The organism is Leptolyngbya sp. AN02str, from assembly GCF_050565595.1.
Classification (GTDB): Bacteria; Cyanobacteriota; Cyanobacteriia; order Elainellales; family Elainellaceae; genus Kaiparowitsia.
In genome coordinates, this window is sequence record NZ_JBNXVR010000007.1 from 19,559 (window position 1) to 35,317 (window position 15,759).

General features: G+C 53.4%; 12 protein-coding genes and 1 tRNA gene. 5 read left to right on the top strand and 8 right to left on the bottom strand.

The annotated features are described in order from the left end of the window. Positions 1–14: 14 nt before the first annotated feature. From cofG to ACQ4M4_RS07100, 3 genes are all read right to left on the bottom strand, one after another. Positions 15–992 carry a 7,8-didemethyl-8-hydroxy-5-deazariboflavin synthase subunit CofG gene (gene cofG, locus ACQ4M4_RS07090; RefSeq protein ID WP_430683777.1) on the bottom strand — a complete coding sequence of 326 codons (978 nt, stop codon included), beginning with the start codon at positions 990–992 and terminating at the stop codon, positions 15–17. Between the two features lie 146 nt (positions 993–1,138). Then, positions 1,139–2,059, bottom strand: a complete 921-nt coding sequence (gene argF, locus ACQ4M4_RS07095; protein WP_430683778.1) for an ornithine carbamoyltransferase — start codon at positions 2,057–2,059, stop codon at positions 1,139–1,141. Between the two features lie 328 nt (positions 2,060–2,387). Continuing rightward, positions 2,388–3,089, bottom strand: a complete 702-nt coding sequence (locus ACQ4M4_RS07100) for a lecithin retinol acyltransferase family protein (RefSeq protein WP_430683779.1) — start codon at positions 3,087–3,089, stop codon at positions 2,388–2,390. Positions 3,090–3,242: 153 nt separating this feature from the next. On the opposite strand from ACQ4M4_RS07100, the gene ACQ4M4_RS07105 reads away from it, so the two are divergent. Beyond that, positions 3,243–4,136: a PfkB family carbohydrate kinase gene (locus tag ACQ4M4_RS07105; RefSeq protein ID WP_430683780.1), complete on the top strand. Its 894-nt coding sequence runs from the start codon at positions 3,243–3,245 to the stop codon at positions 4,134–4,136. A 182-nt stretch (positions 4,137–4,318) separates the two neighbouring features. Here the strand turns inward: ACQ4M4_RS07105 and ACQ4M4_RS07110 are convergent, their stop codons facing one another. From ACQ4M4_RS07110 to ACQ4M4_RS07120, 3 genes are all read right to left on the bottom strand, one after another. Further along, positions 4,319–5,086, bottom strand: a complete 768-nt coding sequence (locus ACQ4M4_RS07110; RefSeq protein ID WP_430683781.1) for a 2-phosphosulfolactate phosphatase family protein — start codon at positions 5,084–5,086, stop codon at positions 4,319–4,321. Positions 5,087–5,163: 77 nt separating this feature from the next. Continuing rightward, positions 5,164–5,248 (bottom strand) — tRNA-Ser (locus tag ACQ4M4_RS07115). Between the two features lie 117 nt (positions 5,249–5,365). Beyond that, a complete protein-coding gene (locus tag ACQ4M4_RS07120) occupies positions 5,366–6,328 on the bottom strand; it encodes a TIGR04168 family protein (protein WP_430683782.1) in 963 nt (320 codons plus the stop codon). Positions 6,329–7,205: 877 nt separating this feature from the next. On the opposite strand from ACQ4M4_RS07120, the gene ACQ4M4_RS07125 reads away from it, so the two are divergent. Next, the gene (locus ACQ4M4_RS07125; RefSeq protein ID WP_430683783.1) at positions 7,206–7,874 is read left to right on the top strand and encodes a hypothetical protein; all 669 of its coding nucleotides are present in this window, start codon (positions 7,206–7,208) and stop codon (positions 7,872–7,874) included. A gap of 97 nt (positions 7,875–7,971) precedes the next feature. Here ACQ4M4_RS07125 and ACQ4M4_RS07130 read toward each other — a convergent pair whose 3' ends face one another. Further along, positions 7,972–8,859: a bifunctional helix-turn-helix domain-containing protein/methylated-DNA--[protein]-cysteine S-methyltransferase gene (locus ACQ4M4_RS07130; protein ID WP_430683784.1), complete on the bottom strand. Its 888-nt coding sequence runs from the start codon at positions 8,857–8,859 to the stop codon at positions 7,972–7,974. A gap of 204 nt (positions 8,860–9,063) precedes the next feature. Here ACQ4M4_RS07130 and ACQ4M4_RS07135 point away from each other — a divergent pair, with 204 nt between their 5' ends. Both ACQ4M4_RS07135 and ACQ4M4_RS07140 read left to right on the top strand, forming a co-directional pair. After that, on the top strand, positions 9,064–9,258 hold the full coding sequence (locus tag ACQ4M4_RS07135; protein WP_430683785.1) for a hypothetical protein: 195 nt from the start codon (positions 9,064–9,066) through the stop codon (positions 9,256–9,258). A gap of 103 nt (positions 9,259–9,361) precedes the next feature. Further along, complete coding sequence (locus ACQ4M4_RS07140) at positions 9,362–11,671, top strand: RelA/SpoT family protein (RefSeq protein ID WP_430683786.1); 2,310 nt, start codon at positions 9,362–9,364, stop codon at positions 11,669–11,671. Between the two features lie 315 nt (positions 11,672–11,986). Here ACQ4M4_RS07140 and ACQ4M4_RS07145 read toward each other — a convergent pair whose 3' ends face one another. After that, positions 11,987–13,036, bottom strand: a complete 1,050-nt coding sequence (locus tag ACQ4M4_RS07145) for a hypothetical protein (RefSeq protein WP_430683787.1) — start codon at positions 13,034–13,036, stop codon at positions 11,987–11,989. A 535-nt stretch (positions 13,037–13,571) separates the two neighbouring features. On the opposite strand from ACQ4M4_RS07145, the gene ACQ4M4_RS07150 reads away from it, so the two are divergent. Further along, complete coding sequence (locus ACQ4M4_RS07150; protein WP_430683788.1) at positions 13,572–15,377, top strand: proline--tRNA ligase; 1,806 nt, start codon at positions 13,572–13,574, stop codon at positions 15,375–15,377. Positions 15,378–15,759: the final 382 nt, after the last annotated feature.

Sequence of the window (15,759 nt, forward strand, 5' to 3'; positions counted from 1 at the left end):
CATTTTGGTTTTCATCATGCGTAAGTTTTTTTTAGTCTATCCAAGCGCGATCGCCATTCGTTTACCCGATGCTTCAACGATGCATTCAGCCAGTCATCATACTGGGGATAAATCGGTAAGCGGGGTTGCAGCTCCCAATCATGAGCCTCCAGCATTTCTGCAAGCTGGGCATCGTGGGGATGGGGATAGTTGGGGTTCACTTCATCTTTGGGGCCAATTCCTCCCAGATCGCGGGCTCCAGCCTCCACGCAAGCTAGCAAAAGCTGTGGTGTGGAAATGAGATTGGGCGGAATTTGCACGGTAATATCATCCGGCAATACCTGCCGCGCTAACTGAATAACCTCCACCAGCTGATGGGATGGAAACGGTTGACCCTGCCAGTGCTGCAAGCTGCCCGGACTGTGGGGCTGCAAAATGACTTCTTGAATATGGCCAAACTGGTGATGGAGTTGGGCGATCGCCCGCAATGTTTCTTCTCGATCTGTCTCGCGTTCGCCCAGTCCCAGCAACAATCCTGTGGTAAACGGAATGCGCAGTTCACCAGCCCATGTCAACTGCTGCAAGCGCACTTCGGGCACTTTGCTGGGCGCGTGTTGATGTACCGTCTGCAATAGAGTTGGGGTCACTTGCTCCAGCATCAGCCCCATCGATACATTGACCGATTTGAGCTGAGCCATTTCATCAAAACTGAGCGGGCCAACATTGGTGTGTGGCAAAAAACCAAACTCCAGTGCCAGCTCACACAGCTCGATAATGCGCTGAAACCATGCCGTGCGACGCGGGCTTTTGGGATGCACCTCTCCACTTAAGATCAGGATTTCGATCACGCCTTGGGCTACCAGGGGCTGCAGTATTGCTTGGGCGTGCGATCGCGTCATCCATTCGTCTTGGCTCGGGTCAACCCGAAAGTTGCAATAGCTGCATCGATTAAAGCACTCGTACGTGGGAACCAGCGTAAAGGCAGGGCTGTAGGTGACCAATCGCGATGTCATGCGCACAGTGTCGTTCTAACTATCGTCCTAGCTAACGTCCTAACTATCGCAGGACTTACGCATTTGTGTTGTGGGGGGGGTGTTGGCCCCCCCCCCCACAACACAAACACACCAGACTTAGTGACTTGCGTAAGTCCATTATTGTTCTAACTAACGCCGAGTAGCATGGCCAGGAGCGCTTTTTGGGCATGGAGACGGTTTTCGGCCTCATCCCACACCCGCGATTGCGGGCCTTCTAGCACGGCGTTGGTGATCTCTTCTTCCCGATGGGCAGGTAGGCAATGCAGCACGATCGCCTCTGGGTCTGCCAATGACATTAGCTCCTCGTTGACCTGAAACGGCTGGAAGAGGGGAACGCGGCTTTCGGCTTCATCCTCTTGACCCATGCTGGCCCACACATCGGTATACACGGCGTGGGCACCTTTGGCGGCTAGCTTCGCATCTTGAGTCACCAATACCTCGGTGCGATCGCCCGCAAGGTGCTTGGCCTTGGCCACAATATCGGGATGCGGCATAAATCCTTCGGGGGAGGCCACACGCACGTTCATGCCCACCAACGCACAGCCCAGCATTAGGGAATGAGCCATGTTGTTGCCATCGCCCACATAGGTTAGGGTGAGCCCTTCCAATCCGCCAAATTCTTCTTGAATGGTTTGCAAATCGGCCAGTACTTGGCAGGGATGCTCCCAGTCGGTCAAGGCATTGATTACGGGAATTTTGGCATAGCTAGCAAAGGTTTCGATTTCGGCCTGGGCAAAGGTGCGAATGGCCACTACATCCAGATAGCGATCGAGCACACGAGCTGTGTCGATGGTGGGTTCGCCGCGCCCAACTTGGGTGAGGGATGCATTCAGATCCAGCACTTGTCCTCCCAGTTGGTACATCGCCACCGAAAAGCTCACGCGGGTTCGGGTCGAGGCCTTTTGGAACAACAGGCCCAACACTTTTTCACACCGAACAATGGTGGTGCCAGCTTTTAGTTCGGCGGCCAGGCTCAAAATCGCGCGAACCTCGTCGGATGTGAGGTCTGCCATGCTCAATAAATCGCGCCCTTTTAATGACATCATGCTTATCCCAACTGGTCTTAACCCTGCAAGAAACTTAAACCCTACCAGATCCATCCCAATCTCTCAATGGACTTACGCAAGTCCACTAAATCTGGCGTGTTTGTGTTGTGGGTGGGGTGCAAAGCACCCCACCCACAACACAAATGCGTAAGTCCTATCTCAATTGGATTTGGTTACCAAATGGCAGGGCAAGCGCAGCGTCTCATCAAGCTGCCAGACACCCAAGGCAAAACCCAAACCAATCGATGCCGGAACCAATCGGCACACGTTTCTCTGCTGAAGATGGGTGATCGCCAATCCTCACTTCAGGTCCCCGCATGGGAGTTGGTTACACAATGGGAACTTGTTGGCGGAGAGTTTGTTTGTTGCGGAGTAGGGTGTCGTTCATTTGATTGAGATGATCGAGCTGGGCTTGCAGATTGGGCAACTTGCGCTTTTCGGCAACTTTACGCTCTAGGGCTGCACGGGCGGCGGCTTCTTTGTTTTGCTGAAGGGCGAGCTGGGCCACCCGGTGCCAGGTGTCCATATCTTTGGTGATGTGGTCGAGTTGGGCTTGCAATTGGGCGCGGGCGATCGCCACGTTTTGCAACGCCTGTTCTATCAAAATTGCAGATTGAATTGGATCTTCGGCTTGGGTGGTCGCATCCACCAAGCCACCCTTGCGAGCGATCTCAACCAGATCAAGGTCGAGGCCAAAGTTGGAGATTTGCTTGCTTTCGTTTCGGCCTATCTTGCACCAAGTGGCAAAGTGTTCGCAATTGTTGGATAGCAGACTGTAGCTGCGATCGCCCAATCGGCTTTCGGCCCGCTCAACCACCACATCGGGAATGTAGCTGACTTCGTATTCTTTAACGTAGACGGGATTTCCCCAAGAAAAGTCTTGCCAACTGCTGCGCTTAATCACGGGCTGAGCTTCGGCCTTACTGAAGTGGATGACAGTGCCGTCTCCGCAGTCAATACCGTGATGCTCGTACACACCATCCATATTGAGGAGAGGACGCATGACATAGATTTGGTCTCCGCGTGCCATAAGAGCTGTGAATCACCGATGTGGAAGTTGGGTTGGGGGCGTAAAAAATTGTGGGATGTACTGCCATGCTACCGTCATAACGTTGATGCGGGCACAGCCTGGGGACACATCAGTTGGTATGCGATGGCTTGAAGACTCTGATGAGGAATGGGGATGACTGGTTGCGGCTTATTTGTAGGCTTGGTGACGCTGGATATGCTGTATTTGGTGGAGCGTGTGCCCGCTAGCAACGAAAAAATTGTGGCAATGGAGAGTGCGATCGCAGTGGGTGGACCTGCAACCAATGCGGCGATCGCCTTTAGCCAGTTAGGGGCTGCAACCGAGACCCACGGCTACCGGACTCAGGTGGTGGGAAGGTTGGGTAACCACCCGCTGGGGCAGCTCATTCGGGCGGAGTTGGAGCAGTACTCAGTAGCGATGCTGGATCTGGCAGCGGAACGACCAGAACCGCCCCCAGTGTCTTCGATTTTGGTGACACGGGAAACGGGCGATCGCGCAGTGGTATCGCGCAATGCAGTCAAGGCGCAGGCAACCGTGGCCGATATTCCAACGGAGGTGTGGGAGGCGATCGCACACCATGCGGTAGATGTGGTGTTGCTGGATGGGCACCAAATGGCGGTCAGTCGGGCGATCGCGCAGCAGACTAAGGCACAGCGCATCCCCGTTGTGGTGGATGGCGGCAGTTGGAAAGCTGGATTTGAGGAGGTGTTGCCCTATGTGGACTATGCCATTTGCTCGGCCAATTTTCACCCTCCAGGCTGCACCACCCCCTCGGAGGTGATTGGCTATCTCAGCGGATTGGGCATTCCGCACATTGCCATTACCCACGGAGCGCATCCCATTCGCTATCAAACGCCGCACCGCGAAGGATCTATCCCGGTTCCAGTCGTGCATGCCGTCAATACACTGGGGGCAGGCGATATCTTTCACGGCGCGTTCTGCCACTTTCTGCTTCAGCATGGATTTGTGGTGGCGCTGGAACAGGCCGCTCAGGTTGCCGCCGAGTTCTGCACCGATTTTGGCCCACGGTTGCAAACGTCGCGATAAAGGTGCGATCGCCAGCCGAATGCCGATTGCAGCGAAAAACCGTAGGGTGGGCAGTGCCCACCCTACAGAAAGCTCAGAAAAGCCCATTTTTGCGTGCACAACGCGCACGCAAAAATGGACGCTTCAGCTTATCCATAACTCACGTTACATAAGGGTTGGATGGATTGGCTCGACGCTGTGAGCTATCTCACGTTCACCACGGCTTGGATAGAGCTTTGGTTTTTGACCAGCACGCCGGGCTCACGCTGAATCGGCAACGTATCGAGAATGTCGAGCTTGGAGCAATAGGCTAAATCTTCGGTGCAGTTCAACCGCAGCAGGCGTTGGCCGTGGGTTGCACTTTTCAGCAAGTCGAGCAGTTGGTCTTGCCATTCCGAAAACAGAGCGGTTGCAGCGATCGCCTCATCATTGCCAGCCAAATCGCCCATCGACACACCCAACGCTTTTTGCAGTTGGTAAATAATGGCTCCTGCACAAACCGTATCTTCTAGCGAGTAGGCTCCTTCCCAACCGGACCCAACAATCCAAATGGTTTCGGGCTTGTGCGCCAGCAAATACTGCACAACCGCCTGTCGATTAATTAAGGCCCCTGCCAAAACCGTCGAAGCCGATTGAATAGCCGTAAGGGCGCGGGTGCCATTGGTTGTGCTGATAAACAGGCGACGGCCTGCCACCGCATCTTCGGTGCAGTCCAGCGGCGAGTTGCCAAAGTCAAACCCATCCACTTTGCTACCACCGCGCTCTCCCGCACGTAGGCGCTTTTGAGGCTCCCACGCTTCGCTAACCTTCATCAGTTCATTGAGATCGCTAAAGACCTGAACAGCTTCAGCACCAACAGATAGCGCGGTTGCCATCGTGCTGGTAGCCCGAAGTACATCAATCGCGATCGCACAATCGGGCGTGCCTTCTGCAGGAATTTGCTCAGGCGTATGAAAAACGAAAACCTTCACGATTCAGCGAACCTGTCACGAGAATGATCGATTTTAATCATACGGGTTTTGGTGAGCAATCCACCATTCGGATTCAACGGAGAGGGAGGGATTCGAACCCTCGGTACCTTTCGGTACACTCGATTTCAAGTCGAGCGCATTCGACCACTCTGCCACCTCTCCAACGGCTAATCTATATTACTGCAATCCTTCGGGCCTGACGAGTCTTGGGATTGAAACCGGGAAATATCCGGCAGTAGGTGGGATATTTCCCGGTGGGATGTCAAATGAGAATGATGCTTATTGCAGAGCATCGGAACCTGGTTGGGTCACCAACTCCGGCTCGGGAAATGGCTTTTGATAAAAAATTTGTTTGGACTTGATGTTGAGATCTTCACTCAGCCACACCAGCGCTGCCTGAGTCACCTCTCCATCTCGCAGCGTCACTAGTGACACATTGCGAAAGCAATCCTCGTCTGTGCGAATAATTCGCGGAACATTGGCCGCGTTGACGTAAACTGTTCCAGCCTCATCCACATGAGTGGGACGCCGCAGCCGATCGCGCCGATGTCGCAACTGGTGATGCATATGCCCAAACGCCACCAGTGGAATTGTTTTGCCCAGGTTTCGAGTTTGGCCGATCGCCATCTGCAAATCGGGGTCACCAAAATCACCGCCCAGCGGCTTCCAATCTCGTCCACAGGGATCTTCCGGCTGATTTCCTAACCCTGTTGGGCCACAGTGACCAATAAACAGCACCGTGTCATAGGCCGTTGCTGCTGCCGCTTTGACAATCCGTTCCGTCGATTGAGCCATATCCTCAACGCCGTAGCGATCGCGATAAAACTGGGCATACTTCCACTCCGAGCCACCCCAGCTAAACGGTCGCCCGCCCACCACCGAAAGCCCAAACTCAGGAAAATCCAGCTTGCCGTAGCCCACATGCGTTTCCCCAAGTAAATCGAGCTGTTGCTGCACCCAATCTTCCTGGGTGCGATCGTAGGGGCACTTGCTGCGGCCCCATTCTGTGGCGGTGTACCACGCATCGTGATTGCCCAAAATGACGGCTTTGGGTAGCTTCATACTGGCGATCGCTCGCACCACGGGCACCGACTCATTGCCAAAATCGCCCACCAGCAGCACCAGGTCAGCACCGAGTCGCCGCAGGGCTCGCTCATCCTGAGCATCCCAGGCATCGTGCACATCTCCCACAATGGCAATGGTCAACGAGTTAGAGGGGTTGGGTTGGTTGTCCTTCTTCATGCTTGCTTTCTGGTCAACTTGCGCGATACAAAAGAAACATTCGTCAATGCCCCAGCCCAAAGATGACCCTGTTTTAGACAGGCCATTTTAGACCATGGGATGGCTTAGGGATGTTGGTGGGGTGCAGATACCGCCCGACGTTGCTGAAAGATTCAGGATTCATAACAATTCAAGCCGTGCATCTGCAACAGGACTGAATCAAGTTCAGAGATATTGGTGTGTTTTGTTGCATATTGAGTGAAAAACACCCAATATGCAGCCAGAAAGCGTGAGTCCTGTGCAAGCTTGAATGCCGCGAACCGTCATCACGAATTGTGAATAGGATGCGTCCTGTTGCGCTGGGTCAGGCTAACCGCATCGCTAGGTCGCGAACGCGTCTGCTGGCTCAAGTCGTCCTCCACCAGGGTTTTTAGGGGCGCAAAGCTCCCAAAAAAAGATTTACAGGGGTTTGATTAGGTTGGCAACTTACCAAAACCTGCGTGGCAGAGTACTAGTCATCCATCCTGTTTATAGCGTAAGGGGTTTGGTGGGTGTTTCGCCCTCTTCCTTTGGCGTTGAGCTGAGGCAGATGTTCTGAAATGTGTTGTGAAGTTGCTGTTGGCTGGGCTGAGGTTTGCTTGATGATGCCTGTTGCTTGTGTGCTCGTTGCTCAACGGTTATTCGCTGGTTGACGCTTGTGAATTGAGTGTTGGGGCTGGGTTTTGAATGGGGGATAGGCATCGCACACCGAATCCGCATACGCTAGATTGTGTGGCCTTGTATTGGCCCTGCTGATTGCAATGTTGGTTTCAGGCATTTAGTGCGGAAAGGATGAATTCCTCGGTGGATCTAATGGCCTGATTGATCCTCAATCTGTTGTGAAGGAGAGTTTGAGCATATGCCTTTCCAGATGGTAAAGTCCGGCAGCATGTGGGTTGGCGTACAGCGCCTGTGGGCGGTACCTGCGCTGGCGGTGGTCGTGGCTGGATTGGCGATCGCCTGCCAAACCCAGACATTGCCTCCCGACACCGCTCAGACATCGCCGCCCGATACCGCAACGCCCAGTGCTACCGCCAATATTCCGGCTACTGATGAGCCAACGGTCTATACCAATTCGGAATATGGCTTTTCCTTTACTTACCCAGAGGGCTATGTGCTGGAAGCTCAATCCGATCCTCGGATGGAGGAAGATCCAGAGCAAAAAGAATCTCTTGATCTGTGGACGGCGCAAAACTATTCGGCTATTCGCTCCAATGTGTATGAAGGGTCGGAGCTGCCTGCCAATGTGAATGTATCGGTGTATGCCAAGCCCGAGTCTGTCGCGCTTCAGGACTGGATTCGGCAGGGTAACCGATTTGTGGAAATTAATAATCCCCAATCCACGCAGCTGGCTGGACAAGATGCGATCGCCTTCTCGTCTACTGGACTGTATGAGCATCAAAACATTGTGCTTGCTAGCCCAGACGGAGCTAATGTTGTGGTGATTAACCTCGCCCGATTTGACGAAGAAAACGAAGCCTACAAGCCTGCGTTTGAAACCGTGGTCTCTACCTTTGCGTTTCAATAACAGGTCGTCCAGGGGCGCGCATCCATTGAGATGAAGTCTTTTGAGATGAAGCCCTTTGAATTCGGTTTAGCGGTGGCATCTGGGGAGTCGCCTTCGCTCACTGCTCAAATCGGCCTCCTGGGGTGCAATCGCTCTGGCTAGCCTCCCAGCCCAGCATGGCGGCCTTGCGCGACAGACCCCAACGGTAGCCGCCTAGCTCACCCGATTCGCGAATGACCCGGTGGCAGGGAATGAGGTAAGCGATGGGGTTTTGGCCAACGGCATTGCCGACAGCCCGAGCCGCTGTGGGCCGACTCATGGCTTGGGCAATGCCCCGGTAGGTCGTCATGTTGCCCGACGGAATTCGCAACAGCGATCGCCACACTTGAATTTGAAAGTTCGTTCCCTTGACCAGTACAGTGAGGGGTTTGCTCGTATCCCAGCGAGACGGATCAAAAATTTGGTCGCACAGGTCTACCGTTGCGGTATTGTCGGGCTGAATATCGGCCTCGGCCCAGTTGTAGCGCAACTCTTCAATAGCTTCGGCCACCGAATCGATAAACTGAAGCGCACAGACCCCACGCGGCGTTGTGGCAATCATCGCTAACCCAAACGGCGTATTGTGCAGCCCGTAGCGAATGCACAGCCCGGCTCCATGGGCTTTGTATTCCCCTGGCGACATGGCCTCCAGCTTGACAAACAAATCGTGCAACCGTCCTGGACTCGACAAACCCACATCCCAGGCCAGGTCAAGCAGGCTACTGCGGCTTTCGTGCAGCTTGGCCTTGGCATACTCCACGGTCAAATATTGCAAAAACCGCTTGGGGCTAATGCCCGCCCATCGGGTAAACAGTCGCTGAAAGTGAGTGTCGCTCAAATGGACCTGCTGAGCGATGGTGGCCAGATCGGGCTGGCTGCGGTAATTTTCGCGCATGTACTGGATGGCGATCGCAATTCGCTCGTAATCTTGATTCGCCTGACCCAAAGGGGGAAGTGCAGCAGTCATAATGAAGGGAGGCAAAGCGTGTGGATAGAATAACCTTACAGTAGCGATCGCCCTGGCCGAACTTCCACCCGTTTCTTGCGATCGTTGCGGGGTATTCTTAACGCGAACTGTAAAGAAGTTTGTATCATTAGTAAAACAACCCCAAGATTTCAGCCTTATCTCAAAAACAAGCTGGTACATTAATCCAATCTCTAAATGTGATCAATGCACTCGCTTGAGGGCTTGCTAAGCGATCGCCCCAGTGCTCTTCCAACCGCACACGGCAATAGCAGTTGCTCTGTCCCACATCAACCCCTGATGGATTGTTCACTCATTCAGCAATCCTGGCGATCGCGCACACTTCCCCCGCCCAACACCGCTTTTCGCCACCCCAAAAGCCGCCCTCCACAGGCGATCTAGTTGCCTTCTTCAGAAGCATATGTGTATCGTAGTGAACTTCCCCCTTTTCCATCCCCTGTATTCCATCTGCTGTTGATCCCTCGCGCCTTCTAAGGAGTTTCGAATGAACGTCACCACTCCTCTCATTCCCACCGATATTGAGCTACCGGAATGGCTAAAAAGCTGCCTCATCTCCGATGCGTCTCCGGTTGTGGGTGACAGCTCCGAAAATCCTCGTTCCGATGCGCACCTGGTTTGCTCGGCGTTTGAATTTGCCTATCGCCTGCACGAAAACCAATATCGACAATCCGGCGAGCCCTACATTGCCCATCCCGTTGCCGTTGCCGGCCTATTGCGCGACCTAGGCGGCAGCGGTGCCATGATTGCCGCTGGCTTTTTGCATGACGTTGTGGAAGACACCGACGTCACCCTAGAAGACATCGAGCAGCGCTTTGGTGAAGAAGTAAAGCATCTCGTCGAAGGGGTCACCAAGCTCTCCAAGTTCAACTTTTCCAGCAAAACCGAACGCCAAGCTGAAAACTTTCGCCGCATGTTTTTGGCCATGGCACAAGATATTCGCGTCATTGTTGTGAAGCTGGCCGATCGCCTCCACAACATGCGCACCCTGGAGTACTTGCCCGACGAAAAGCGTCGTCGCATCGCCCAGGAAACCATGGACATTTTTGCCCCACTTGCCAACCGCCTGGGAATTGGGCGCTTTAAGTGGGAACTGGAAGATCTGTCCTTCAAATACTTGGAGCCCGAAGCCTACCGCTCCATGCAAAACTTGGTGATTGAAAAGCGAGCCAACCGCGAAGCATTTTTGGATGAAGCCACATCGCTCATTCGCCCAGAGCTAGAACATGCCGGAATCAAGGTTCACGAAATTAGCGGTCGCCCCAAGCACCTTTACGGCATCTATCAAAAGATGCAGCGGCAGCAAAAAGAATTCCATGAAATCTTCGACATTGCGGCCATTCGCATCATTGTGCAAACCAAGGACGAGTGTTATCGCACCCTTGCCTTCGTCCACGATCTGTTCCGTCCTATTCCAGGCCGCTTCAAGGATTATATTGGCCTACCCAAGCCCAACCGCTACCAGTCGCTGCATACGGTTGTGATTGGCCTGCGAGGCCGCCCTGTAGAAGTGCAAATTCGCACGGTGGAAATGCACCACATCGCCGAATATGGAATTGCGGCCCACTGGAAATATAAGGAAGTGGGTCACTCTAGCTCTAAGCTTTCCACTGAAGACGAAAAGTTTACTTGGCTGCGTCAGCTTATTGATTGGCAAAGCGACCTCAAGGATGCCCAGGAATATTTAGACAACGTACGCACCAACCTGTTTGATGACGATGTGTACGTTTTCACCCCCCATGGTGATGTGGTTGCCCTCTCTCAAAAATCGACTCCGGTTGACTTTGCCTATCGCATTCACACCGAGGTGGGCAATCACTGTGCTGGAGCCAAAATCAACGGTCGAATTGTGCCGTTGGGTACCCAACTCCACAATGGTGACATCGTTGAAATCATTACGCAAAAGAATTCACACCCGAGTCTGGACTGGCTTAACTTTACGGTGACTACCGGGGCGCGCAACCGCATTCGCCAGTGGTATAAGCGCTCCAACCGTGAGCAAAACATTCAGCGTGGCCGCGACATGCTGGAAAAAGAGCTGGGCAAGCAGGGATTTGAAGCCTTGCTGAAGTCGGAGCCGATGCATGCGACTGCTCAGCGCTGTAACTATCACAGTGTGGATGATTTGCTGGCGGCGCTGGGCTATGGAGAAACCACGCTCAATCTCACCATCAATCGTCTACGAGAAGAGATCAAAGCACGGCAGCCGATTGCCCCGGCGACTGAGGAAAAAGGAGAAGACGTTGGTAAGCTGCTGAATGCTGCTCCATCGGCTCCGGTTCGCCCGAGCCACCGCACACAAGATTGCCCGATTGTGGGTGTTGAGGGATTGCTGTACAACTTGGCGGGCTGTTGCAATCCGCTACCGGGTGAAGCCATTATCGGTGTGGTGACGCTGGGGAGCCGAGGCATCTCGATTCATCGCCAGGGTTGCCCAAATACGGATACGATTCCGGGCGATCGCCTCATTCCCGTTCGCTGGAACAAGTGCGATGCGGTGGCCCAGCCACAGACCTATCCCGTTCAGGTGCAAATTGAGGTGATTGACCGTGTGGGCGTACTCAAGGATATTTTGTCTCGCCTGAGCGACTACAACATCAACGTGCGTAGCGCCCAAGTGAAAACCTTTCCCGGCAGCACTGCCATCATCAACCTCGGCATCGACATTCGCGACCACGACCAGCTAGAGCGCACCTTCACCCAAATTCGCAAGATGAGCGATGTGATTCAGCTTCGCCGAGTCAGCGAAGGAGAAGAACCAAAACCCTTTGACAAACAAAGTGCGGGACATGCATAACCTGTACAAGGCTTGTCTTTGCTTTGCCCAAAGCGCTTGAGTCTTTGAAGGTGCCCGATATAAAAAAGCCCAAACTCCGCTGTCTCAAACGGGGTTTGGGCTTTTGAGGTTGAGTCCCTTGAGGCAGAACCCTAGTGCCCAATGAGCGGATAAATCATGGTTGTTTTGAGCACTCTTGCTTGATCAGAGTCTTTAAGAGGCACAACAGCCCTCCTGTACGAATGACGTTTTGCAGCAATCATTCATGCAGGAGGTCTACTGATTTGCCACCCATGGGCGATTGCGGTATCGGGACAGCACGGTATCGAGACAGAACTATGGCCGGAGGGATAGCTCTGTGCGGGGGCTTGTTTGGCTGCCCTCGGTAGCGGTGGCCTGAATGCGATAGCTCAACTGAGCTGGAATGTTGGTTAATGCTGACGATGGAACCTCCACCTCAAATCGACCATTGCGATCGGCTGTTACAGACTCATCAACCAAGGTTTGGCCATCGAGCCCAATGCCCAATACCGAAGCCCGCAGCACCACTCGCACTTGCACGGTTGCGTTGGGTCGAGTTTGTCCAACTAAGCGGAAACCACTTGTACCGACGCGATCGCCCTCACGATGGCTGGTAAACTGCGGCTGCAATTCTGCCGAAGGTGATGGGCTGGGTGATGGGCTGGGCGTTGGAGATGGGCTAGGGGTGACAGTACCTGCCACATTAAATGCTGCTGCTTGGGGCGCTGCTGCATAAACTGTTTGTCCCTGCCGACGCAAGCGACCAACCACAATGGCCTCATCCATGCGATCGCTCCTTTCCACCCGAACATTGGCGGTATAGGTGCCTGCTGTGGTTTCCCTCGCGGTAATTTCGCGAACCATTTGCCCATCGTTAGAAATGAGCAAAATGGAGGCTTGAGCATCGGGCGTGCCGTTGAGCGTCACTGAGAAGTTATTGCCTGTCACCAAGGGAGTAACCGCATTGTGAGTGACTGCATTAATCCGAATTGCCGAGGGAGCCTGAACCGTAAAGGTCCAGTTTGACGAGAGCGACTGACCGTTGACATTGCGATAATCGACCCGAACCTGCACAACACCGGGAGGAAAAGGCTGCGAAGGCCGATAGGTAAAGAAGTTGCGGGTAATTGTGCTGCGGCTAGTGACATCTAGGTTGTTGACGTACACTCGAACGGAACTTGGATCAACTGCAGGTCTACCCTGGGTTTCAAACTGACCCGTGATAGATGTATCGGGTAAAGCGCTGGTGCTGTTAGACTCGGGGGTTACATCAACAACACGCTGGGCAACTGCCGCAGGAGGAGTGATCCCCGGTAGTAGCAGCAGGCTGGCTGCTGAGAGTAAAGTCCACAAAGGTTTTCGCATGGTATACATCCTGCAAAGAGGCTGAAAACTATCGAGAAATGCCGCTCTTGGATGAGGATGGAACATGACCAACCCATCGTTGAGTGGTTGAACAGTAATGGTATTGTGGTGCGATTGCAAGCGCATGTATGAATGCACCAACCATGCAACATCCACAAATATGGATACCCTATCGATCATTGACCGACCATTCACAGGGCATGTTCCCCTATGAATGGCCAAGCCTCTGGTAATTTATCGCTCAGTCTGGTCTGTGCAAAATCCGTGTGATTACAGAAGAATGAGGGTTGTGTTTCACAGTTGTGGATGGGTGTGGTAGAAGGGCGATGGAGCCGTCCTTCTACCACACCCATCTACATGTTTAGAACATTACCGTTTCGGTTGAGGGTTTTTCTGAGGTTTGCCCGTCGCACACGCAAAAATGGGTTCTCCAGCTTATCCAAAACTCAGGTTGGCTAAATTTTCGGTTGGTGGGGTAGGTCGTTCGGTAGACTGAGAAAACGAAACGAACGCCATTGAAAAGGACGATCTGGCAATGCGACTGTCTCAAATGCTCTTTGTTACCTTGCGCGAAGATCCCGCCGAGGCAGAGATTCCCAGCCACAAGCTGTTGTTGAGGGCGGGTTACATTCGCCGAATTGCCAGCGGAGTGTACGGCTACTTGCCATTGATGTGGCGCGTGTTGCAAAAGGTATCGCAAATTGTACGCGAAGAAATGAACGCCACAGGTGCACAGGAAGTTCTGTTACCTGCACTGCAACCGTCGGAACTCTGGAAAGAATCGGGGCGGTGGGATACTTACACCCAAGCCGAGGGCATTATGTTTGCCTTTACCGATCGCCAAAAGCGTGAAGTTTCCCTAGGGCCAACCCACGAAGAGGTGATTACCGCGATCGCCCGCGATATGATTCGTTCCTATCGTCAGCTCCCCGTGCATCTCTACCAAATTCAAACGAAGTTTCGAGATGAGATTCGGCCTCGCTTTGGCCTGATGCGTGGGCGCGAATTCATCATGAAGGATGGCTACTCGTTTCACACAAACGAAGAGAGCTTGAAGCAAACCTATGCCGATATGGACCAGGCATATCGCAACATGTTTCGCCGTTGCGGGTTGGAATTTCGGCCTGTAGAGGCTGATTCTGGAGCGATTGGGGGTTCTGGTTCGCAAGAATTTATGGTGTTGGCGGATGCTGGAGAAGATGAGATTCTCTTCACCGAAGACGGCAAATATTCTGCCAATACCGAGAAGGCGGTGTCGCGGCCCATGGAGGCCGAGCCCTCTAGCTTCACCCAGTTTGAAATCCTCGAAACCCCCAATACGCCCACGATTGAAACGCTGGCCAATTTCCTAAAGTGTTCGCCCACGCAGATTGTGAAAAATGTGCTGTACCAGGCTGTTTACGATAACGGTATGACCGTGCTGGTGCTGGTGAGCATTCGCGGCGATCAGGATGTGAATGAAGTCAAACTGACCAATGAGCTGGTGAAGGTGGGCGATCGCTTTGGTGGAAAAACGCTGCTTGCCCTGACCGTTCCCGATGCCGATGCTCAACAAAAATGGGCAGCGAAGCCGTTGCCCCTAGGCTATATTTCGCCGGCATTGGAAGATGAGTACATTGCGGCTACCAAGTCAGTACACCCCAAGTTTTTGCGGATGGTTGACCAAACCGCCGTGGAACTCACCCACTTTGTGACCGGATCGAATCAGTCGGGCTACCATACCGTTGGTGGCAACTGGGGTAAAGAGTTTGCCAAGCCCGATCTCGTGGTGGATGTGCGCAAGGCACGTCCGGGCAATCGCGCAGTGCATGACCCCAGCCAAACCCTGCAAAGCGCTCGCGGCATTGAGGTGGGGCATATCTTCCAGCTTGGCACCAAATATTCCAAAGCGATGGGCGCTACCTACACCAATGAGCAAGGAGAAGAAAAGCCCTTTGTGATGGGCTGTTATGGCGTGGGTGTGTCGCGTTTGGCCCAAGCTGCGGTTGAGCAAAATCATGATAGGGATGGCATTATTTGGCCAGTGGCGATCGCGCCTTACCATGCCATCGTTGTGATTCCCAACATTAGCGATGCCGACCAAATTGCTGCGGCTGAAAAGCTCTATGCTGATCTCAACGCCGCTGGTGTAGAAACCTTGCTAGATGACCGCGACGAACGCGCCGGGGTCAAGTTCAAAGATGCAGAACTGGTGGGCATTCCCTACCGCGTTGTGACCGGGCGATCGCTCAAAGATGGCAAAGTAGAAGTGGTGCAGCGTGCCACAAAAGACTCCCAAGAAATCCCCGTCGATGAGGTTGTTTCCACGCTCAAGCAATGGATCGCCGACGCGACCTCCTAGAGGGGCAAATAGGGGCGAATAGAAGCGAACGCTCCTAGCCATTCCCCTATGCGTTATGCAAAATGCCGTGCCCATTGCGCCCGGCATTTTTTACCTGGGCTTCGGTGAAGGACTTTTTTGAGATTTACGCAATGCGAGAACTTCAAAAAGACCATGATTGCGTACGCCTTACACACGCAACAATGGTCACTTCAGCAGACCTCCTGCACGAATCGTTTTTTGAAGCATGAATCATCGCGCGGCACCGCCGCGCAATGATTCATGCCGGAGATCTAGTGTATTCAGAACTGATGTTTTTAGAACCAACGCATTTCGGGTGTGAATGGGGTTCATTCCACCGCATCCAACCCAGGGATGTAACCGAATTGGACCTCTCCGTAAA